The sequence below is a fragment of the Pseudomonas sp. S3_B11 genome, assembly GCF_054667715.1.
The window spans coordinates 3,059,536-3,078,485 of sequence record NZ_CP162749.1 but is presented as its reverse complement, the minus strand read 5'-3'; the positions used below and the strand labels follow the sequence as shown (position 1 = coordinate 3,078,485).

General features: G+C 58.3%; 18 protein-coding genes. 7 read left to right on the top strand and 11 right to left on the bottom strand.

Annotation, left to right across the window (positions count from 1 at the left end; genetic code table 11):
- The first annotated feature begins 74 nt into the window (after positions 1 to 74).
- A complete protein-coding gene (locus AB4O22_RS13895; RefSeq protein ID WP_003200736.1) occupies positions 75 to 2,036 on the top strand; it encodes a methyl-accepting chemotaxis protein in 1,962 nt (653 codons plus the stop codon).
- Positions 2,037 to 2,150: 114 nt separating this feature from the next.
- On the opposite strand, the gene AB4O22_RS13890 is transcribed toward AB4O22_RS13895, so the two are convergent.
- The 6 genes from AB4O22_RS13890 to AB4O22_RS13865 form a co-directional block, all read right to left on the bottom strand.
- Positions 2,151 to 3,074 carry a fumarylacetoacetate hydrolase gene (locus tag AB4O22_RS13890; RefSeq protein WP_028236540.1) on the bottom strand — a complete coding sequence of 308 codons (924 nt, stop codon included), beginning with the start codon at positions 3,072 to 3,074 and terminating at the stop codon, positions 2,151 to 2,153.
- Entirely contained in the window at positions 3,074 to 4,339 is a 1,266-nt protein-coding gene (locus AB4O22_RS13885) for an MFS transporter (RefSeq protein WP_223471682.1), read from the bottom strand. The genes AB4O22_RS13890 and AB4O22_RS13885 overlap by 1 nt, the downstream gene beginning before the upstream one ends.
- 132 nt (positions 4,340 to 4,471) lie before the next feature.
- Complete coding sequence (locus AB4O22_RS13880) at positions 4,472 to 5,521, bottom strand: type III polyketide synthase (protein WP_003200744.1); 1,050 nt, start codon at positions 5,519 to 5,521, stop codon at positions 4,472 to 4,474.
- A 158-nt stretch (positions 5,522 to 5,679) separates the two neighbouring features.
- Positions 5,680 to 6,120, bottom strand: a complete 441-nt coding sequence (locus tag AB4O22_RS13875) for a Zn-ribbon domain-containing OB-fold protein (protein ID WP_003200745.1) — start codon at positions 6,118 to 6,120, stop codon at positions 5,680 to 5,682.
- A 10-nt stretch (positions 6,121 to 6,130) separates the two neighbouring features.
- A complete protein-coding gene (locus AB4O22_RS13870; protein WP_003200749.1) occupies positions 6,131 to 7,327 on the bottom strand; it encodes a thiolase family protein in 1,197 nt (398 codons plus the stop codon).
- A gap of 31 nt (positions 7,328 to 7,358) precedes the next feature.
- Complete coding sequence (locus AB4O22_RS13865) at positions 7,359 to 8,441, bottom strand: hydroxymethylglutaryl-CoA synthase (RefSeq protein WP_003200752.1); 1,083 nt, start codon at positions 8,439 to 8,441, stop codon at positions 7,359 to 7,361.
- A 418-nt stretch (positions 8,442 to 8,859) separates the two neighbouring features.
- On the opposite strand from AB4O22_RS13865, the gene AB4O22_RS13860 reads away from it, so the two are divergent.
- Positions 8,860 to 9,486, top strand: a complete 627-nt coding sequence (locus tag AB4O22_RS13860; RefSeq protein WP_003200754.1) for a TetR/AcrR family transcriptional regulator — start codon at positions 8,860 to 8,862, stop codon at positions 9,484 to 9,486.
- Positions 9,487 to 9,506: 20 nt separating this feature from the next.
- Here the strand turns inward: AB4O22_RS13860 and phlG are convergent, their stop codons facing one another.
- Positions 9,507 to 10,388: a 2,4-diacetylphloroglucinol hydrolase gene (phlG, locus tag AB4O22_RS13855; RefSeq protein WP_460096511.1), complete on the bottom strand. Its 882-nt coding sequence runs from the start codon at positions 10,386 to 10,388 to the stop codon at positions 9,507 to 9,509.
- Between the two features lie 148 nt (positions 10,389 to 10,536).
- Here phlG and AB4O22_RS13850 point away from each other — a divergent pair, with 148 nt between their 5' ends.
- Positions 10,537 to 11,214, top strand: a complete 678-nt coding sequence (locus AB4O22_RS13850; RefSeq protein WP_003200758.1) for a TetR/AcrR family transcriptional regulator — start codon at positions 10,537 to 10,539, stop codon at positions 11,212 to 11,214.
- Positions 11,215 to 11,238: 24 nt separating this feature from the next.
- On the opposite strand, the gene AB4O22_RS13845 is transcribed toward AB4O22_RS13850, so the two are convergent.
- Both AB4O22_RS13845 and AB4O22_RS13840 read right to left on the bottom strand, forming a co-directional pair.
- Entirely contained in the window at positions 11,239 to 11,709 is a 471-nt protein-coding gene (locus AB4O22_RS13845; RefSeq protein WP_223471684.1) for a DoxX family protein, read from the bottom strand.
- 97 nt (positions 11,710 to 11,806) lie between these two features.
- The gene (locus AB4O22_RS13840) at positions 11,807 to 12,025 is read right to left on the bottom strand and encodes a tautomerase family protein (RefSeq protein ID WP_223471685.1); all 219 of its coding nucleotides are present in this window, start codon (positions 12,023 to 12,025) and stop codon (positions 11,807 to 11,809) included.
- Positions 12,026 to 12,187: 162 nt separating this feature from the next.
- On the opposite strand from AB4O22_RS13840, the gene AB4O22_RS13835 reads away from it, so the two are divergent.
- The gene (locus tag AB4O22_RS13835) at positions 12,188 to 12,463 is read left to right on the top strand and encodes a DUF1203 domain-containing protein (protein ID WP_223471686.1); all 276 of its coding nucleotides are present in this window, start codon (positions 12,188 to 12,190) and stop codon (positions 12,461 to 12,463) included.
- A 96-nt stretch (positions 12,464 to 12,559) separates the two neighbouring features.
- Here the strand turns inward: AB4O22_RS13835 and AB4O22_RS13830 are convergent, their stop codons facing one another.
- Both AB4O22_RS13830 and AB4O22_RS13825 read right to left on the bottom strand, forming a co-directional pair.
- Entirely contained in the window at positions 12,560 to 14,344 is a 1,785-nt protein-coding gene (locus AB4O22_RS13830) for an IlvD/Edd family dehydratase (protein ID WP_460096508.1), read from the bottom strand.
- A 49-nt stretch (positions 14,345 to 14,393) separates the two neighbouring features.
- Complete coding sequence (locus AB4O22_RS13825) at positions 14,394 to 15,575, bottom strand: fumarylacetoacetate hydrolase family protein (protein WP_460096506.1); 1,182 nt, start codon at positions 15,573 to 15,575, stop codon at positions 14,394 to 14,396.
- A gap of 113 nt (positions 15,576 to 15,688) precedes the next feature.
- On the opposite strand from AB4O22_RS13825, the gene AB4O22_RS13820 reads away from it, so the two are divergent.
- From AB4O22_RS13820 to AB4O22_RS13810, 3 genes are all read left to right on the top strand, one after another.
- Positions 15,689 to 16,639 (top strand): LysR family transcriptional regulator, encoded by a 951-nt coding sequence (locus AB4O22_RS13820; RefSeq protein ID WP_013693039.1) that lies wholly within the window; start codon positions 15,689 to 15,691, stop codon positions 16,637 to 16,639.
- Positions 16,640 to 16,823: 184 nt separating this feature from the next.
- On the top strand, positions 16,824 to 18,206 hold the full coding sequence (locus AB4O22_RS13815; RefSeq protein WP_013693040.1) for an MFS transporter: 1,383 nt from the start codon (positions 16,824 to 16,826) through the stop codon (positions 18,204 to 18,206).
- Positions 18,203 to 18,943 (top strand): SDR family oxidoreductase, encoded by a 741-nt coding sequence (locus AB4O22_RS13810; protein ID WP_027912356.1) that lies wholly within the window; start codon positions 18,203 to 18,205, stop codon positions 18,941 to 18,943. The genes AB4O22_RS13815 and AB4O22_RS13810 overlap by 4 nt, the downstream gene beginning before the upstream one ends.
- Positions 18,944 to 18,950 lie beyond the last annotated feature (7 nt).

The following is an 18,950-nucleotide window of genomic DNA, read 5'->3' as shown; positions in this document are numbered from 1 at the left end:
TCAGCGTGTATAACAGCGGTTTTACAATAAGTTCACGCATCACTAATTCAGTATGATATGAGGCTTGAACGGAAATGCTCAGGAATGCACCGCTGCGTCTGAAACTTTTATTGATACTGCTACTTCCCTTATTGGGGTTTCTCACCTTGGCCGGGGTCTTTGTAGTGGATAACTACAAGACACTACGCGATATGAACACCACGGTGACTGCCAGCGCCACGGCGCAGAAGTTGAGTCAACTGATTACCGTATTGCAGCGCGAGCGCGGAGCCAGTGGGGTCTTCCTGGGCAGTGGCGGCAAGTCCATGGGTGAACGGATGTCCCAGGCGCGCCAGGATGCCAATACCTCGGTCGAGGTGGTGCGCCGGTTGTCTGCGTCGGGAAGCACGCAATTGGACAATGTCCTGCGGGCATTGGACGCGTTGCCCACCATTCGCGGGCAAGTTGATAAGTTGAGTATTAGCAGCACCGAGTCGGGTGTTCGTTATACCGAGATCATTCAAACGCTCATGGGTTACACCCACTCTCTGGAAGCAACGATCAACAACGCCACCATTGTCCATGCGCTCGGTGCCCTTAATCAGTTTATCGAGATGAAAGAGCGGGCCGGACGTGAACGGGTGGTACTCGGTCTGGTGTTCAGCCAGGACCATTTCGATGAGACGTTATTGTCACGCTTTAGCCGCAATCTCGGCGAGTTCTCCGCTTATTCCGACGGGTTCCGTCGCAAGGCCCAGCCAGGATTACTTCAACAACTGACTGATCAAATGCTGAAACCCGCTGCGGTTGCAGTCGACAAGTTGCAACGCCTGGCATTCGAGGTGCCATTGGGGCAGCCGCTGGGCATCAAGCCCGAGGCCTGGTTTGAACTCTCCACTCAACGCATCGACATGATGAGCCAGGTGGAACAAGCCCTGGGTGAAAGCGTCAGTCGCCTGGCGACACATGAGCGCGATGAAGCAAACCGTGCATTGTGGCTGACCATTGGCGCGGTCGTCGTGGCATTGCTTGCGGTGACGGTGCTGTCGTATGTGATCATCCGCATGATCGATTCGGCGGTGCGCGATGTGAACCGCGTCCTGAATGACTTGGCCCAGCGTGATCTCACTGCCAGGGCCACCTATGACGGCCGGGATGAGTTCGGCCAGATCTCGCGAAACCTCAACCGCATGGCGCAAGAGATCAGCGGGGTCGTGCAGGAAATCGGCAATGCCACGGCGCAAGTGGCAACCGCGGCGCAAGAGTCTTCCACGGTGACGGTCCAGACCAGTGAGAGTGTCGAGCAGCAGCGCCAAGGCACTGAGCTGGTGGCCACCGCGATCAATCAGATGAGCGCCACGGTGCGCGAGGTGGCGCAAAGTACCAACGACGCTGCGCACATGTCGCAACAGGTCAATATCAGTACGGCTCAAGGTCGGGTGGAGATCGAAAGTACCATCGGCTTGATTCGCCAATTGTCCGCGCAAGCCGAAGAGACCGCGGGGATCATTGGTGATCTCAAGCTGGAAAGCGACGCCATTTCCTCGGTGCTCGACGTGATTCGCGGCATTGCCGAACAGACCAATCTGCTTGCGCTCAATGCGGCCATCGAAGCGGCGCGAGCTGGTGACCATGGTCGCGGGTTTGCAGTGGTCGCGTCCGAGGTGCGCACCCTGGCGCAAAAGACCCAAGAGTCCACGGGCAACATTCAACAGATGATCAGCAACCTGCAGGCCGGCTCCGATCGTGCGGCCCTGTCCATGCAGCAGACCTTGGGCAAGGCCCAGGATGGCGCGAGCAAAGTCGAGCGAGCGGGCGAGTTGTTGGTGGAGATCGCCGAAGGCGTGGCGACGATCAGCGACCGCAACATTCAGATCGCCTCCGCTGCTGAAGAGCAGAGCGCGGTGTCCGAGGACATCAATCGCAATGTGAACGAGATCAATGATCTGGTAATCCAGGTGAGCGCCGGTGCCGAGCAGACGGCAATCACCAGCCAGGAACTCGCGCGCCTGGCCGAGTACCAGCAACAGTTGGTCAGTCGTTTCAAGGTGGCTTAGGTTGCCGCGGTATTTGTGACGGTGTGGTAGAACAGTGTCGTCGTGATGATGCTTCAGCCAACGTAGCCCGGGCCTTTAACGAAAAGGCCCGGATTTGTTCCATACGTTTCGGGATCAGAACTTTTTCGGTACGGGCAGGGGCCGGTCAATACAGCCATGGTCAGGTGCGCGTCGCGCAGGCAAGGGCACCAGCGAAACCAATTCCTCTTCGACGATTTGATTGCTCATGGCCAATTCCAGCTCGGGGCAGTCAATGCTGAGCCAGTCACCGTGTTGGAGCGGCACATTCGCGGTGCGATGGCTCAAGCTGTGAAACACGTAATGAACCAGCCCAGGCTCGAGAAACTGCTCATGTTTCTCCAGGAACTCTTCCGAGTATCGGCGCAAACTCTGCCAGCGATGCAAACTCATCCGGTGGTGACTTGCCGTCAAGGGTTGGCCGTCGCGTTCTATCTGGACATTGATGGCCAAGTCAGCCTGCAATTCCCCCACGATCAATGCCGGGGCAATCGCACAGGTACGCAAGTGCGCATGCGTTGAAGAAATGGTGTCACGACTGTGCAATACATGATCGTGAATATCGTTGCCCAGGGTAAAACCAATGAAGCGCAGCGCGCCAAACGGGTCGACCCAATAGAGGCAGACAATGCACGGCTCGCTACTGATGCTTTGTGAATGATAAGGCACCTGCAAAGGGTCGCCGTCGGTCTTGAGCAGTCGGCCGTTACCTTTGTAATACCAGGCTTGTTCTGTCTTGGCGGTACAGAGGGTGATTTCGCTGATCTGGACCAATAAGTTGTTATCGGGCTTGAGCGGCGGTCGGTATTTCACCGCCGCAGGCGTAAGCGGGTAGGGTGTGGACGGCAGGTCCTTGAGATAGGACTCCCAATCCATATTCCGATCCGCGCAATGGGCCAGGGCTTCATAAAGATTTCCCTGGGGTGGGCGCACCTCCCGGCTTTGCCCGGACTTGAAGTCAAATACGCCAAGACCTCCTCGCGGCACTGGAGAGTCCAGCAACATTACATAATGGGTCATCACTTATCCTCCAGGGTCAAGCGTGCGGACTGAGGGACGTAGTCCTTGAGTCCGTTGAAAGCCGGGTTTGTCTCTTTGAGCCGTAAGGACAGCAAGCCCCCCGTGATACTTCCGGCCAGTGCCAGGAACAGAATCGCGGTAAGCCCCCACGTCATGGCGATGTAGCCAGCGACGACAGGCGCGACGCCGCCTCCAAGAATCTCTCCGCAGCCCACCACCAGGCCCGTCGCGGTGGCCAATAGACTGGGCGGCACTGATTCGCTGGTCAGTGGACCGACCGTCATGCAGATCAGGCTGAAGTTGATGAAGGACAAGAAAAATAATTGAAGGAACAGTAGCCAGGGCAGCGGTGGGCTGATGATCAATAAACCCACCAGCAGCGCGCTGATCATGAAGCAGATGGAAACCACTGGCTTGCGACCCAGTTGGTCGGACAAGCCGGGAATGACCAGTTGGCCAAAAAAACCACCCAGGCCAATTGCAGAAATGATCATGGCCATGGAGAAATTGCTCAGGTGCAGGATGTCTGTCAGGTAGCTGGGGAGCAGGGCGCACAGAACGAACTGGCACGTCAGAATGCAAAGCATCAAGGCAATATTGAGCCGTACATTCCCGCTGGACAGGGCCGTCCTCCACTGACTTTTGGAGGTGTGTGCAATCGACACCGCGCTGGGCGCCTGAGTCGGTTGGTAGGTTCTATAGAGGTACCAGGCCACTAACAGGCCGGGTAACGAAATGATGGCGAATACGGCGCGCCAGGATCCGAACATTTCCAGCAAGACACCCGCCAGCAGCGGTCCGAGGCACAGGCCAATGATGGGGAACAAGGCCTGTTGAATGCCTAGATTGAGTCCGCGCCGGCAAGGCTGCGAAACTTCGTCGGTGACGATGATACTGACTGGAGTGAAGGCACCTTCACAGACGCCCATCAAGGCGCGCAAGAGCACCAGGCCCACCAGGCTGGTGATCAATGCAGACGCGCCGGCCAGAAGCGATAGCAGGGTGATCGACAGCACCAGCAACTTCTTGGGGCCCAGTACCCTGATGGCGGCGCCCATGAACAGGGCGGAGCCTCCCCATGCAAATGCCAGGATGGCCGACAACATGCTCAAGTCCTGATAGTCCAGGGCCAAGTCACGCATGATCACCGGGAACAGCGGCATGATAATGAACCTGTCCAGTCCTACCAGCCCGAAGCTCAGCGACAGAAGCGTGATCATGCGTCTTTCATAGCCGCCCCAAGGTCGAGCGACCAGATACTTCATCTCCATGTTCCTTCCCCTTCTTTCCCTAGTGCTTTCGAAGCCCTCTCGAACGAGGTGAACGCCTGCGATCCATACTCCGGCAGCCAGGGACAGGTGTGCCCCTGGCTGGGTGCCGGTGTTTTATCGGGTCTGTCAGGCGACCCACTTGCCCACGGCCATTTCAGCGGTGAAGCCGGGGCCGAAGGCCGCCAGCATGCCCGTCGCGCCATCGACAAGCCCGCTGTCGAACTGGCGCTTGAGCACATCGAAGACCACCACGCTGGCGATGTTCCCGGCTTCGCTCAAACTGTCGCGAGACTGCGCGACCCGACCGGGTTCCAAGTCCAGTTGCAGGACCAGTTCATCAAGAATTTTCCGTCCGCCGGTATGGAAGATGAAAAAGTCATTTTGAGCGCAATGTTGATTGAAGGTCTCGTAGTTCAATTCCTCCATCATCGGTGCGACATCTTTAATGGAGTTCATGACAGCCTTGTCCAAGGTGAAATGAAAGCCGCTGTCTTTAACGTCGTATTTAATGTAGTGCTCGCTATCAGGCAGGAAGTAAGACCCGGTATTGGCGATCTTGAAACCAGGCGCCTGGTCATCGGCGCGCATGACGCAGGCCGATACGGCATCGCCGAATAACGCGGCTGATATGAACGCGTGCAACTTGGTGTCCTGGGGTTGATAGCAGAGCGATGAGAACTCCAGGGAGACGATGAGGACATGGTTGTCCGGCGCCCGGCTGGCGAAGTCATTGGCTCGATTGATCGCCGCGGCGCCTGCCACGCAGCCCAGTTGAGCGATGGGCAGTTGTACGGTCGACGTTCGCAGGCCCAGGTCATTGATCAAGTGGGCTGTCAGCGAGGGCATCATGAAACCGGTGCACGATGTCACCGCGACCATGCGAATGTCATCGATGGTCAGCCCGGCATTCTCGATGGCTTGGCGCGCCGCGATGGACGACATGCGGCGGGCTTCGCGCTCATAAACGATACTGCGGTGGGTGAAGCCGGTGTGCACCGCCAGTTCATCGATAGGCAGGACCAAGTGCCGTTCGTTCACCTGCGTGTTTTGAATCATTCGTTTGGCAAGTGCCATTCGTGGATGATCATCATGCAACTGCTCTAGATGCTCGATCATTTGTTGCTGGGTGATCTTGTATTGCGGAAACAACAGACTGGGTTTACAAAGAGTAGACATGACAAGTCCTCGGCGAGAAGCCAATAAAGTTAGAAGCACATTTAAGGCAATGACTGCAAAGCAGGACTCTGAAAGACAGAATCAAAGCAGCGGGCTGGAGAGCCAAAAAACTTGACTGTTGTTATCGAAAGAGCGGGGTGTAGCGGGCGCCTGGTTTGTTATTTCACCAGTACAAACTTATAGGCATATTGCCAGGCCAAGTTGCTTTCCCGGACATGTTTGCGAATAACCATGCGCACAGGCGCACCGCTGACGACTTGCCGGGGATCGGTGACATCAACGATTTCCGAGGCAATCACCAGGCCATCGTCCAGGCGCACCATCGCCATGAAGCGGGGCACGGTTTCGCCATAGCCCATGGCCGCCAGTATCGGATTCTCGGCATGGGCGCTGACTTGGATCGTGCCGGTGCGTGAGCAGCGATACGGTTCCACATTCAACGAATTGCACGCGCCGCAGACGGTGCGCCGAGGGAAGAAAATTTCTTCGCAATCCTGGCAGCGGCTGCCTTCGAGACGGTATTTGCCGCCATGCTCGCGCCATTCGCGCAACATGCTGGCGGTGGTCATGCGGTGAATCTGTTCAGGGTAAAGGGACATGGTCGGCTCCTTAATCGTTGGAAAGCACAATGACGCTGTTGTGCGCGGCGTACCCGCCCAGGTTTTGCGAGACGCCAATACGGGCGCCTTTGACTTGGTTGTTGGACTCGCCGCGAAGCTGTCGGAACAATTCAGTAATGTGCAAAATCCCATCGCAACCGGAGGCGTGGCCGCGTCCGATGTTGCCGCCGTCAGTGTTCAGGGGAAGTTGCCCATCAAGGGCTATGCCGCCTTCCAATACAAAGTCGCCTGCCTGGCCTGGACCACATGCGCCCATGGATTCCATTTGAATCAACCCGGCGCCCAGCAAGTCGTAGACTTGCGCCACATCGATATCCTTTGCAGTGATGCCGGCTTTTTTGTAGGCGATTTCGGCGCAGGCCATCGAGTTGGCGGAAACCGCCATGCCTACATCTTTTGGCAGCCCTGGAAATTGCAACGTCGGGTTGTGATAGCGCGTGCCGAAATAGTGCGATACGCCGGTGTAGGCACAGCCACGGATAAATACCGGCTGGGTCGTGTAACGGTGCGCAAGGTGTTCGGCAACCAGGATGGCGCAACCGCTGGCTTCACCCCAGGCCAACATCGAGCCACATGCTTCGCTACTCTTGAGTGCTTCGAGGGACGGAATCGGCACGCCATAGCGGGTAGCCGTGGGGGTGTTATGGGCATAGATACGCATCTGCCGCCCAAACGTTGCCAATACATCCGCCTCGCGTCCTGCATAACCGAACTTTTCAAAATATTCGGCGGTCGCCAGGGCGAAGGCGTCTGTGTGTGAGATGCCGAGAAAATAATCGTATTCACATTCAGTGCTGGAGCCAATGTACTCGGCGTAGTTGATGTGATCGGTCATTTTTTCAAAGCCGCCGCACAGGACGATGTCGTATTCACCTGAGGCGACCATTTGGTGAGCCATCTGGAACGACACCGAACTGCTGGTGCAGTTGGCAGTACTCATGAACGTGGGGGCAGGGCTGATACCCAGGGCATCGGAAATGGTCGGGCCCAGGCCTCCGTATTCAGAAATGCCTTCACCGTGGTAGCCATAGGCAACTGCCTGGAGTTCACGGGGGTGCATCTTGATGGCGTTGAGCGCCTGGTAGGCGGACTCGACGATCATCTCCTTGAAAGTCTGACGAACTCTGGAACTGCCGGGCTTAGGGGTATAGGCAGCCGAAACGATAGCAACGCGTCGTGCGCTCATAAAAAAGTGCTCCTTGCTGGATGGATTGGAATCAGAGATAGGCCGTCAGGGCATAGTCGGGCCGCAAGTATTTGAACTCGTACTTGATCGACGTCCCGTAATCCACGTAGTACTTATCCTCCAGCAGCGTGCGCAGCGGAACGTTGGTCTTTTGATAGGCTTCGATGGCATCGGTGACGGTCAAGGCAATGGCATCGCTGCCTGCACCAAACCCATAGGAAACCACCAGGATTCTTTCGCCGGGACGCGCTTGATCGAGGACGTTGACCAAGCCCAGCAAAGGGCTCGCTGCCCCAGCATCGCCGACGCTCTGGGCATAGATGCCAGGTTCTATTTGCGCCGTCGTGAATCCCAGGTGCTTGCCGAGAGAGTAGGGGGTCGACACCAGGTTCTGTTGAAAGACGACATAATCGAAATCACCGGCCTGCGCATGGATCTTGGCCATCAATCCCGAGGCAGCACGGCGAGTCTGGTCTTCAAGGCCGATGCTGTTCTTGTCCGAACCCAGTCCCATTCCCGACCGAATATAGCGGTCCCCTTGAGGCCTGATGTTGTCAGCGACATCCGCCGCGCAAGAAAAACTTGCGTCAAAATGCGCGATCACATTTTCTGTACCCAACAGCAGGGCAGCGGCGCCCGCTCCGGCGTAGGACTCTGTCAGATCACCGGGGGCGGTGTTGCGGTTGATCGTATCGGCGCCCACCGCCAACGCGTTGCCCACCATGCCCGATGCTACCAGGGCGTATGCAATCTGAAGGGCGCTGGTGCCTGATTTGCCGGCAAACTGCACGTCAGCACAAAAGGCGTCATAGCCGCAGCCAAGCATTTCCAGGATGATCGCGGCCGAGGCCCGGGAGTCATATGGATTGGTGCAGGTGCCAAGATAAAGCGCTTCAAGGGAACAAGGCGGCGCTTTGTCCAGTGCGCGTTGGGCGGCAAGGACGCCCAAGGTAATGACGTCTTCATCAGGCTGCAGTACAGCCCTTTCGAGAACGCCCAGTTGACCCTTTACCAAGCTCAAATCGGTGTTTTTCCACACCTGGATCACGTCGTCCACCTTGAGCCGGCAGACCGGGATGCCCGCGCCATAGCTCACAATTCCTACTTTATTCATGTGTACTTCCTCCAGATTCCGTTCTTTCACCTGCTGGCAGAAAGCCGTGACAGGTGCATGAAATATTTAGAAACTATCTATTGGTGCTCGCAAAGTGATAAATGGCGGTCCCATGCCCATAAATCGGCAGGTTCAAGCGTCAGAACCTACCGGTCAACCTATGAACAATAGGTTTGTTTTCGTACAATCATTATGTATGATACGAAACGTACCGTATCGTTAAGGTAGCGTTAAAAATTTATGACTTTCCTTCTCATATCTCCCTATTTAGAGGTAATAAGCGCTCAAGAGACCCCCTGCTAAGCAGAAGCTGAGATCAAATAAACATACAAAACGAAACGATCCGTTTCATTGCTTTTCGAGAGAATCCTATACCCTGAGTCTCTTTTGTCAAGCGCCATATTGGAGATTTTGATTTATGGCCCGTAAACCATCTCGGAGCTCCATTGGCTCATTGAGGAGCCCTCACACGCACAAAGCGATCATCATTTCTGCCATAGAAACCCTTAAGGAGTGCGGTTACTCGGGGTTGAGCATCGAGGCGGTGGCCCGCCGCGCTGGCGCGAGCAAACCGACAATCTACCGGTGGTGGGGTAACAAGGCAGCCTTGATCGCCGAGGTCTACGAGAGTGAAAGCGAGCAGATTCGCAAAGAGCCTGATAAAGGCTCTTTCAAGGAGAATCTCAATTTCTTGCTGCTCAATCTCTGGAAGGTCTGGCGAGAAACGATTTGCGGGGAGGCTTTTCGATGCGTCATTGCTGAGGCCCAGCTCGATCCCAGCACGTTGCCCAAGCTGAAAGACGAATTCATGGAGCGGCGCCGGGAGTTGCCTCGCAAGCTGGTGGAAAAAGCTATTCAGCAGGGCGAGTTGCCCAAGGATACGTCGCGTGAATTGCTCTTGGATATGATCTTTGGGTTTTGCTGGTACCGGCTGTTGACCGAGCAGTTGGAGGTGGAGGCAGATATCAATGAGTTCACGACACTGCTGATGAACGGGGTATTGCGTCCGACTTCGGCGGCGGTTCAAGACGCCGCCGAAGCCTGATTATCGGGGAGGGGATGCGCTTATTTCGTGCCGCTGAATTGTGCATGAAGGCTCGGCAGGATGCTGGCCAGGTGGTTGAACTCACACAAGTCATGCACCGCAAATTCATAAGCCAGGGTTTCCAGCTCAACCTCTCCCAGACCGTTTTCTTCCAGTAGCTGAGCGGCTCGCTCGGCGCCTGGAAAACGCTGCATGGCGGGGTGGCTGCCGACCCAGTAACGGCTCGTCAGGTACAAACCCTCCGGACATTCCTTGAACAAGTGCGCCATCAGCGACACCGGCACTTGCGGTTCATGGGCCAGGCTCATCAGGGCGCTGACGCTGCCGTCTATTTTGGATTCGCGGTACAGGTCCGGACAGAAGCCCAGCTCGCAGGGGTCCCTGAAATCAATGTGCAGGTGCATGAGGCGGTCACCGACGTACTCGGAGGCGCAAAAGGTATTGCCATACAAGCGCTCCTCGAAGCTCAGGGTATCGTCCAGGAGGCGCTCGTGATGAACACAGGGGTTTTCCACATGGGCATAAGGAAACCACAGGGTGTAGCGTTCAGCCTCCAGTGGATGCCACATGAACCACCACTTGAGCATCTCAGCTGTGCTGTTGGGGAAAAACTTGCGACTTTGCACGTAGGCCATCGGCCCTGGCAGCAGCGCGTATCCGGCCTCTTCGCTAATGAAATCAGCGGCGAGCATGCGGTTAAGGTCTTCAACGCTGGGCGTCAAGGCGTCCGCCAAGGGCATGGGGCCTTGCTGTATCTTTTCGACGGCACTGAGCGGCACGCTGATCTTCGAGCGGAAAAAGTCGGCGTAGGGTTTGCCTTGGATGGCCCGCTGATTGGCTAGGAACTGCTTCTGCATTGGCAATGAGAAGTAGGTGAAAGGTGTCATTACGCGCGCTTCCATGACGGTATTTCCTTGGTAGTGCGTGAAAAGCCCGCAGCATCGGCTGCAAAGTCCTCACGTGGTGTTGTAAAGGGACAATGACGGGACCAAAATAGGTAGGCTGAAATAAAAAGTCAAATTTGAATTAGAACTATAAAGAGATGAGCTCATGGACAATGCCATTGGCAAGCCTTCCCTGCCTCGTGCTTCGCGACTCGATGGGCAGGCAACGCGGCTGCAGATTCTGGAAAAGGCGGGTGAGTTGTTTGCCGAACAAGGGTTGGCCAACACCACCAGCAAGCAGATTTGCGAACGTTCGCAAGCCAACAGCGCGGCGGTGAATTATCACTTCGTAAACAAAGAGGGCCTGTACCGCGCGGTATTGCTCGAAGCCCACGCTCGGTTGATGCGGATGGAAACTCTGGTTTCGCTTAACGAGCGGCCCGGGTCGCCGCAAGACAAATTACGTGCCCTCATCACCGTGTTGGTCGAGCGCTTGCACGACCATCCGGATGGCTGGGCGCTGAAAGTGCTCACGCGCGAAGTGCTTTCGCCTTCTCCCGAGTTCGAGGTGGTGCTCAAGGAACAATCGTTTCCCAAGGCGCACATTCTGCGTGGCTTGCTTGGACAAATCATGAACTTGCCAGCGGATCATCCGACAACGTTGCGCAGCGCCATCAGCGTCTTCGCCCCCTGTCTTTTTTTGCTTATAGCCCATCAGCCGTTGAAGCAGCATGTGCTGCAAGGCTTGAGTCTCGAGCCGCAGGGTTTGATCGACCACATGATGAGTTATGCCCTTGGTGGGCTCCAGGCAGTGGCGGCGACTGCGCACGACGCCGCAAGCTGACGCGGGGTCCATGGTTATCGGGGTCTACCGTTGGCGCAAGTCCAATGAGTAGGCACCGCCGCCGCGCGCGACGATGTAGAGGGCCAGAAAACCCATCAGTACAGGAAACTCGATGCCCCGATCTATCCAGGGCCATGTCGGCCCCAGCGCGTAGCTGATTGCAACCATCTCAATGGCGATCAGCAGGGCGACGAGTCGCGTGCCGAGCCCCATCGCCAGCATGAGCGCACCGACCGTCTCCAGGAGCATGACCAGGAAGGCAAGCTGTGCAGCGAAAGGCAGCCCCATCACGTTCTGGATGAGGTTGATCGACGCGCTCATTGGATCAGCCATCGATCCATGGGCGGTGCGCAGAACCTTCGGCAAGCCGTGGGTAAACAGGATCACGGCGAAGACGATCCGCAGCAAGGCGTACAGGTGAGGTTCGAAGCGGGCGACTCGTGCAGTCACCGTGGCCACCGCGCAGCGCAGCAATGATAGGTCTTGAGTTGTCATGGGGAATCCTTGGCAGGGTTGCTTGCACTGATGTATGACGTCGATAACGACCCCGACACGGTGTGGGGTCGATACGTCTTTTGAATATCCTCAGGCTCTATTGTCCTTTGGCAGGCAGCCCCATCTTCGTCAGCGTCAGCGTTTCATCGGCGCGCCCCCATCCGCCGTCTGCAACCTCTTCGACCAGCACCATGGTGAACGGACGAACTCCCTCGCCGAAGTACTCGACGAACATCTCTGTGGTGCGATGGATGATCTCTTCTTTGCGGGCGTGGTCCAGGATTCCTTCGGGAAATTTATAGTTGGCGAATGGCATCGGTTTGCTCCGTGGGTGTGAAACAGATTGGGTCGGGCGAACAGCCCGTGGCGCGCATTTTTCTTGTTTGGGCCCTGGAGATAAACCCTGCCGAGTTGCCATCTGAATTCAATAACCGAGAACAATCGGCGCCGTGGAACGCTCTCACGTGCCAACCTCCGGATGCATGCGGTGTCATTTGATTTTCGCCGCATTTTCATCCGAGAGGGGGCGCCCCAGGCTTACGACGCCGTTAACCACGTGCCCGAGGTCATGCGCATCCGACTACTGTCCCTGCGTGCTTTTTCCGAGGAGGGGATGATGCTTGATGCCGATGTGGTGGACGGACAGGCAATAGAGCCTGTGATCAGCCGGATGTTTGCCAATCCCGAGGTCAGTTACATCCACGTTCACAACGCTAAGCAGGGGTGTTACTCAGGGCGGATAGATCGGGTGTAGGCAAGGGGAGGACTTGGCTTGAAAGCATTCGGGCCTGCAAGCCTGGAGCATCGCTCCACGGCCCGATGCGCGGAAGCGATACTGAGTTGGCTGTTGTCAGTGCGAGTGACGCGGCTCGCCGCTGCGGGCGATCACGCGCAGATGCAACGTCGCCGGCTCCAGGCAGCCCCCTGTGGAAAGCTGTCCCACCAGTTGCCGGTACAGTTCCTGCCAGGGTGTCTGTGACGGCGCAATGTTCGGCGTCCATTCGCGGCGGCGCTGGGCCATCTCTTCGTCGTCGATCAGCAGGTTCACGGTGCGGGTATTGAGGTCCACTTTGAGCCGGTCATTGGTTTTCAGCAACGCCAGGCCGCCGCCCACAGCTGCTTCCGGGGACATGTTGAGGATCGATGGGCTCGCCGAGGTGCCGCTCTGGCGTCCGTCACCGAGGCAGGGCAGGGAGTCGATGCCTTGTTTGATCAGCGCCGCCGGAGGGGCCATGTTCACCACTTCGGCACTGCCGGGATAGCCCACGGTGCCAACGCCACGGATCACCAGGATGCAGCGCTCGTCGATGTCTAGCGCCGGGTCATCGATCCGCGCGTGGTAGTCCTCCGGTCCTTCGAATACGATGGCCCGGGCTTCAAAGCTATTCTCGGCACCGGGTTCGGACAGGTAGGTCTTGCGAAACGCCTCGCCCACCACTGACATCTTCATGATCGCGCTGTCGAAGAAGTTGCCGCTGAGCACGATGAAGCCGGCCCGGTGCTTGAGCGGAGTGTCGAAGGGATGGATCACGTCGGTGTTGCTGGTCAGGCTGTTGCTGACGATTTCGCCGATGGTCTTGCCGCTGACCGTGGCGCAGTTTTCATGCAGGCGCCCGGCTTTTTGCAGTTCATGCATGACCGCTGGCACGCCTCCGGCCCGATGGAAACCTTCCCCCAGGTACTTGCCCGCTGGCATGCAATTGACCAGCAGCGGTACGTCTTCGCCAATCCGTTGCCAGTCGTCCAGGCTCAGCTCGACGCCCATGTGCCGGGCGATGGCGATCAGGTGCGGTGGGCAGTTGCTCGAAGCGCCGAGTGCCGAGGCGACGGCGATGGCGTTCTCGAAGGCCTGGCGGGTCATGATCTGTGACGGACGTACGTCTTGCAGCACCAGTTCGCAAATGCGCTTGCCGGTGGCATAAGCCATTTGCCCGCGCTCGCGATAGGGCGCCGGAATGCTCGCGCAACCGGGCAGCGACATGCCCAGGGCTTCGGCCAGGGCGTTCATCGACAAGGCGGTGCCCATGGTGTTGCAGTGACCCACCGACGGCGATGCCGCGGTAGTCATTTCCATGAAGCCTTCGTAGTCGATCTCGCCGGCGGCCATCAGGTTGCGTGCATGCCAGAGCACGGTGCCGGAGCCGATCAGTTCGCCCTTGTGGTGGCCGTCGAGCATCGGCCCGCCGGACAGGACAATAGCCGGCAGGTCGGTGGTCGCCGCGGCCATCAGGCAGGCCGGGGTGGTCTTGTCGCAGCCGGTGGTGAGCACCACGCCGTCCAATGGGTAACCGTGAAGAATCTCCACCAGCCCCAGGTACGCCAGGTTGCGGTCCAGCGCGGCGGTGGGGCGGCGCGACTGTTCGGCGATCGGGTGTACCGGGAATTCCATGGGAATACCGCCGGCATCACGGATGCCGGCCTTGACCCGTTGTGCCAGTTCCAGGTGATGACGGTTGCAGGGCGTCAGGTCGCTGCCGGTCTGGGCGATGCCGATGATCGGGCGTCCCGACTGCAGCTCTTCGCGGGTCATCCCGTAGTTCATGTAGCGTTCGACATACAGGGCGGTCATGTCCGCGTGGGCAGGGTCATTGAACCATTGCTCGCTGCGCAGGCGGCGTTTTGACGTGTCACTCATGATTCATTTCTCTCTTGTAATTGGATGAATCGGTCACGGTCGTGGCGTTTTAGCGGTCCAGCAGTCCTCGGGCGGCGAGGTTACGCAGCAAGGCGCTGACACCAAAGGTCCAGGGGGCGGCATCGCAGCTGTGGGTCACCTGGTTATGCAGACTTCCGAGCAACGGGCTGCTGATGCTGACCACATCGCCGCGTTTGTGGGTGAAACCGCTGCCGGCATGGTCACGGTCTTCGGTGGGGGCAAACAGGGTACCGAGAAATAGCACAAAACCATCCGGGTATTGATGATTGGCGTTGAGCGTCTGGCCTGCCAGGTCCTGCGGGTCGCGGCTGATCTGGTTCATGGAGCTGGAGCCGTGCAGGCGATAGCCATCCTCGCCTTGTACCTGAAGATCGACCACGCAATCCCTTACATCATCCAGGCTGAAGTGTTCGTCAAACAGGCGAATGAACGGCCCTATGGCGCAGGAGGCGTTGTTGTCCTTGGCCTTGCTCAGCAACAGCGCACTGCGGCCTTCGATGTCCCGCAGGTTGACGTCGTTGCCCAGGCTGGCGCCGTGGATCTGGCCACGGCTGTTCACCGCCAGCACCACTTCCGGTTCCGGGTTGTTCCATTGCGATATCGGATGAATGCCGATGCGGCTGCCGCTGCCCACGGCGGCCAGGACCGGTGCCTTGGTGAAGATCTCCGCATCCGGGCCGATGCCGACCTCCAGGTACTGCGACCACATGCCCTGTTCGATGAGCAGGGCCTTCAGGCGCATGGCTTGCCCGGAGCCCGGCACGATCGTGCGCAGGTTGTCGCCGATCACGCTGTGCACCGTGGCGCGTACGGCTTCGGCCTTCGCGGCATCGCCGCCGGCTTGTTCCTCGATGACACGCTCGATCATGCTGGCGGCGAAGGTCACGCCGGCGGCCTTGATCACTTGCAAGTCCAGTGGCGGCAACAGCGACGGCTTGCTCGGGTCGGCATCAGGGCCGGTGTTGGCCAGCAGGGCTTCGACACTGGCGATGAAGGTGCCGGGCGTCTGTCGCACGGCGGCCAGCGGCGATTCGGTTTCCAGCAGATCACTCAATGTCGCAAAACGATCCGAGAGATCGAACACGCCGTCGCTGCGCAACGCAATGGGCGAAGGCCCGGCGATCCGGCCTGGCACCCAGGCACGTCCAATCAGGGTTCCGGCCACGCCATCGACGGGCAGGGTGTTCTCGGGAGTAAGCAGTAGCGACATGGCGAGTCTTCCTGTTCGTAAAGCCTTCACGCTAGGGTGGCCGCTCGATAAACTCCAATGAGATATATTCAGTATTTGATAACGTCGGGTTATCGCCGACCTGAGGAATAGCCATGTCAGATCTGTCCTTCTCCAGCTTCTGCGGCTGGCTCAAGTTCCGCCACTTGCTGCTGATCGACACGTTGGGGCGCACCCGCAACATGCACCTGGCGGCGCAGCAGATGAACCTCAGCCAGCCGGCCATCAGCAAGATGCTCAAGGAAATCGAAAGCCTGCTCGGCTTTGCCCTGTTCGAACGGCTGCCACGGAGCATGCCGCCCACGGCCTTGGGCGAACACGTACTGCGGTACGCGCAGATTGCCTTGAATGATGCGCGCTCGTTCGTCGAACAGATCAGCAGCTTGCGCGAGGGCGGCCACGGCTTTCTCAAGGTCGGCGGGATCTTTGCCGCCACTGCGGTGGCTTTGCCCGAGGCGATCCTGCAGATCAAGCAGCGCTGGCCGTTGCTGTCGATTGAAGTGGTGGAGCAGACCAGTAACCACCTGATGGAGATGCTTGAAGAGAAGACGCTCGACCTGGCGGTGGCCCGTTTTACCGATCAAAGCCAGCAGCAGCGCTATGACTTCCAGCCGTTGGCCCCTGAACCGTTCTGCATCGTGGTCAACTATCGCCATCCGTTGGCTGGCGCGGGTCCGGTCTCCTTGCAGCAGTTGGTGGATTTGCCGTGGATTCTCTATCCGGTCGGCACACCGATTCGCGCACGCATGGAGTTGGCCTTTGCCGAGGCTGGGGTAGGAATGCCGCGCAATACCATCGACACCATTTCCATGCAGACCTTCCTCCAGGTGCTGCAACGCGGGCCCATGATCGGCATGCTGCCCAATGCGATGGTCGATCCGCTGCTCGAAAGCGGTCAGCTCAAGACCCTCGATACCCCACTGCACCTGGCGCCGCAGGATTACGGCATCCTCACGCGCAAGGATGAGCCGTTGGTGGGCGCGGCGCTGGAGTTCGCCGAGATCCTCAAGGACAACGCGCGCCTGGCCGCCATGCAGCCTGCTTAAGGGCAGTATGAATCTGTGGGAGCAGGTTCCATGGGTCTGAAGATCATTTCGATAACGCATCGTTATCAACTAATCCAAAAATGCCATTGGGAAAGAATCGCTTCCCGACAGTAGAGTCCTCGTTCAATCGCCGGATGATTCGCTCATTCGACGTGACCCAATAAAAACAATCAGGGGTTACCTCATGCAAACCATCTCCGAGCAGTTGCCCGCGCAGGCTCCCGCCTGCGAATTGGATTTCGAAGACCGGACCTACCGCAAGGTCATCTGGCGCATCCTTCCGGTCCTGCTGTTGTGCTACATGGCGGCGTACCTCGATCGGGTGAACATCGGGTTCGCCAAGCTCGACATGCTCAACGAGCTGCAGTTCAGCAACACCGTATATGCCTTGGGCGCCAGTATGTTTTTCTGGGGCTATTTCCTCTTCGAAGTCCCCAGCAACCTGTTGCTGCATCGCTTTGGCGCGCGGTTCTGGATTGCCCGGATCATGCTGACCTGGGCGGTGGTGTCCATGGCCGTGGCCTACACCGTGCCGCTGGCGGCTTTCTTCCACCTCGAATCGAGCACGATGTTCTATGTGCTGCGTTTCCTGTTGGGCATCTGTGAAGCGGGCTTCTTCCCTGGCGTGATCCTGTACCTCAACTACTGGTTCCCGACCCATCGGCAGAGCCGGGTGATGTCCGGGTTCCTGCTGGCGTTGCCGGTCAGCCTGACCCTGGGCGGGATACTCTCCGGTTGGCTGATGAACAGCATGCAAGGGGTGCATGGCCTGTCTGGCTGGCAATGGATGTTGCTGATCGAAGGCATTCCTTCGATCATCATGGCGTTCGTGGTGATCGTCTGCCTGGCCGACAACATCGACAAAGCCAAATGGCTTTCTGTCGCGGAAAAAGCCCTGCTCAAGGCCAACCTGCAAACCGACAACCAGGGCAAGGCCACGCGCTTGAGCGAAGTGTTCCTCAACCCGCGGGTGTGGTTGCTGGTATTGATCCTGCTGACCTTCAACACCGGCTTCTATGGCCTGGCGTTCTGGATGCCGTCGATCATCAAGAGCACCGGCATCACCAACAGCTTGCACATCGGTTTGCTGACCGCCATTCCTTACTCGGTGGCAGTGGTGGCGATGCTGCTCAACGCCCGGCACTCCAACCGCACCGGTGAGCGGCGCCTGCACGCGGCAATTCCGGCGTTCATTGGCGGCGCCGGCCTGATCCTCAGCGCGTTCTTCGCCGACAACCTGGTGTTGTCCGTGCTCTTTCTCAGCGTCTCCGCTTCCGGGATCCTCAGTCTGATGCCGATTTTCTGGACCCTGCCGGGCACCGTGCTGTCGGGCGTCGCCGCCGCAGCCGGGATTGGCATGATCAACGCCATCGGCAACCTGTCGGGTTTCACCGGTTCGATGATCACCGCCGTGGCCGAGACCCTCACGGGCAACATCAACAACGGCACCTATGTACTAGCCTTGTGTCTTTTGGTCAGCGGTGGACTGATCCTGGCCATTCCCGCCTCGATGCTCGGCAGGACACCCAAGCACGCCACCACGGCAGCCCAACTGGAGACCGCATGAACCTACAAAACAAGCGCGTACTGGTCACGGCAGCGGGGCAGGGCATTGGCTTGGCCAGCGCCATTGCCTTCGCCCGGGCCGGTGCCGAGGTGTTCGCCACTGACATCGATATCCACGCACTGGCGGGGATCGAAGGGATCACCGCCATGACCCTGGACGTCACGTCGCCCGCGGCCATCAGTGCCGCCTGCGAACGCATTGGTGGGCTTGACGTGCTGTTCAACTGCGCAGGCTTCGTACACAGCGGCAACATCCTCGACTGCGACGAAGCCGCCTGGGCACGTTCGATGGACCTCAATGTCACGGCCATGTACCGGATGATCCGTGCGTTCCTGCCGGGCATGCTGGCCCGTGGTGGCGGTTCGATCATCAACATGTCGTCGGTGGCCTCCAGCGTCAAGGGCGTGCCCAATCGCTTCGCCTATGCAACCAGCAAGGCCGCGGTGGTGGGCCTGACGAAGGCCGTCGCCATCGACTTCGTCAGCCAGGGCATCCGTTGCAACGCGATCTGTCCGGGCACCGTGGATTCCCCCTCGTTGCGCCAGCGCATTGCTGACCAGGCCGCGCAGCAGGGCGTCGATGAGGCACAGGTCTACCGGCAATTTCTCGACCGCCAGCCCATGGGCCGCATCGGCCACACTGAAGAGATCGCGCAGTTGGCGTTGTACCTGGGCAGCGATGCGTGCGCCTACACCACGGGTGCCATCCACATCATCGACGGTGGCATGAGCATCTGAACCCCGG

What these genes read in the sequence shown, in the direction of transcription:
- AB4O22_RS13850 (WP_003200758.1), top strand. Translation starts at nt 10,537, where the DNA reads ATGGACAATGCCATTGGCAAGCCTTCCCTGCCTCGTGCTTCGCGACTC.
- AB4O22_RS13810 (WP_027912356.1), top strand. Translation starts at nt 18,203, where the DNA reads ATGAACCTACAAAACAAGCGCGTACTGGTCACGGCAGCGGGGCAGGGC.
- AB4O22_RS13840 (WP_223471685.1), bottom strand. Translation starts at nt 12,025, where the DNA reads ATGCCATTCGCCAACTATAAATTTCCCGAAGGAATCCTGGACCACGCC.
- AB4O22_RS13860 (WP_003200754.1), top strand. Translation starts at nt 8,860, where the DNA reads ATGGCCCGTAAACCATCTCGGAGCTCCATTGGCTCATTGAGGAGCCCT.
- AB4O22_RS13870 (WP_003200749.1), bottom strand. Translation starts at nt 7,327, where the DNA reads ATGAGCGCACGACGCGTTGCTATCGTTTCGGCTGCCTATACCCCTAAG.
- AB4O22_RS13885 (WP_223471682.1), bottom strand. Translation starts at nt 4,339, where the DNA reads ATGAAGTATCTGGTCGCTCGACCTTGGGGCGGCTATGAAAGACGCATG.
- AB4O22_RS13825 (WP_460096506.1), bottom strand. Translation starts at nt 15,575, where the DNA reads ATGTCGCTACTGCTTACTCCCGAGAACACCCTGCCCGTCGATGGCGTG.
- AB4O22_RS13875 (WP_003200745.1), bottom strand. Translation starts at nt 6,120, where the DNA reads ATGTCCCTTTACCCTGAACAGATTCACCGCATGACCACCGCCAGCATG.
- AB4O22_RS13880 (WP_003200744.1), bottom strand. Translation starts at nt 5,521, where the DNA reads ATGTCTACTCTTTGTAAACCCAGTCTGTTGTTTCCGCAATACAAGATC.
- AB4O22_RS13845 (WP_223471684.1), bottom strand. Translation starts at nt 11,709, where the DNA reads ATGACAACTCAAGACCTATCATTGCTGCGCTGCGCGGTGGCCACGGTG.
- AB4O22_RS13895 (WP_003200736.1), top strand. Translation starts at nt 75, where the DNA reads ATGCTCAGGAATGCACCGCTGCGTCTGAAACTTTTATTGATACTGCTA.
- phlG (WP_460096511.1), bottom strand. Translation starts at nt 10,388, where the DNA reads ATGGAAGCGCGCGTAATGACACCTTTCACCTACTTCTCATTGCCAATG.
- AB4O22_RS13830 (WP_460096508.1), bottom strand. Translation starts at nt 14,344, where the DNA reads ATGAGTGACACGTCAAAACGCCGCCTGCGCAGCGAGCAATGGTTCAAT.
- AB4O22_RS13835 (WP_223471686.1), top strand. Translation starts at nt 12,188, where the DNA reads ATGCATGCGGTGTCATTTGATTTTCGCCGCATTTTCATCCGAGAGGGG.
- AB4O22_RS13820 (WP_013693039.1), top strand. Translation starts at nt 15,689, where the DNA reads ATGTCAGATCTGTCCTTCTCCAGCTTCTGCGGCTGGCTCAAGTTCCGC.
- AB4O22_RS13815 (WP_013693040.1), top strand. Translation starts at nt 16,824, where the DNA reads ATGCAAACCATCTCCGAGCAGTTGCCCGCGCAGGCTCCCGCCTGCGAA.
- AB4O22_RS13865 (WP_003200752.1), bottom strand. Translation starts at nt 8,441, where the DNA reads ATGAATAAAGTAGGAATTGTGAGCTATGGCGCGGGCATCCCGGTCTGC.
- AB4O22_RS13890 (WP_028236540.1), bottom strand. Translation starts at nt 3,074, where the DNA reads ATGACCCATTATGTAATGTTGCTGGACTCTCCAGTGCCGCGAGGAGGT.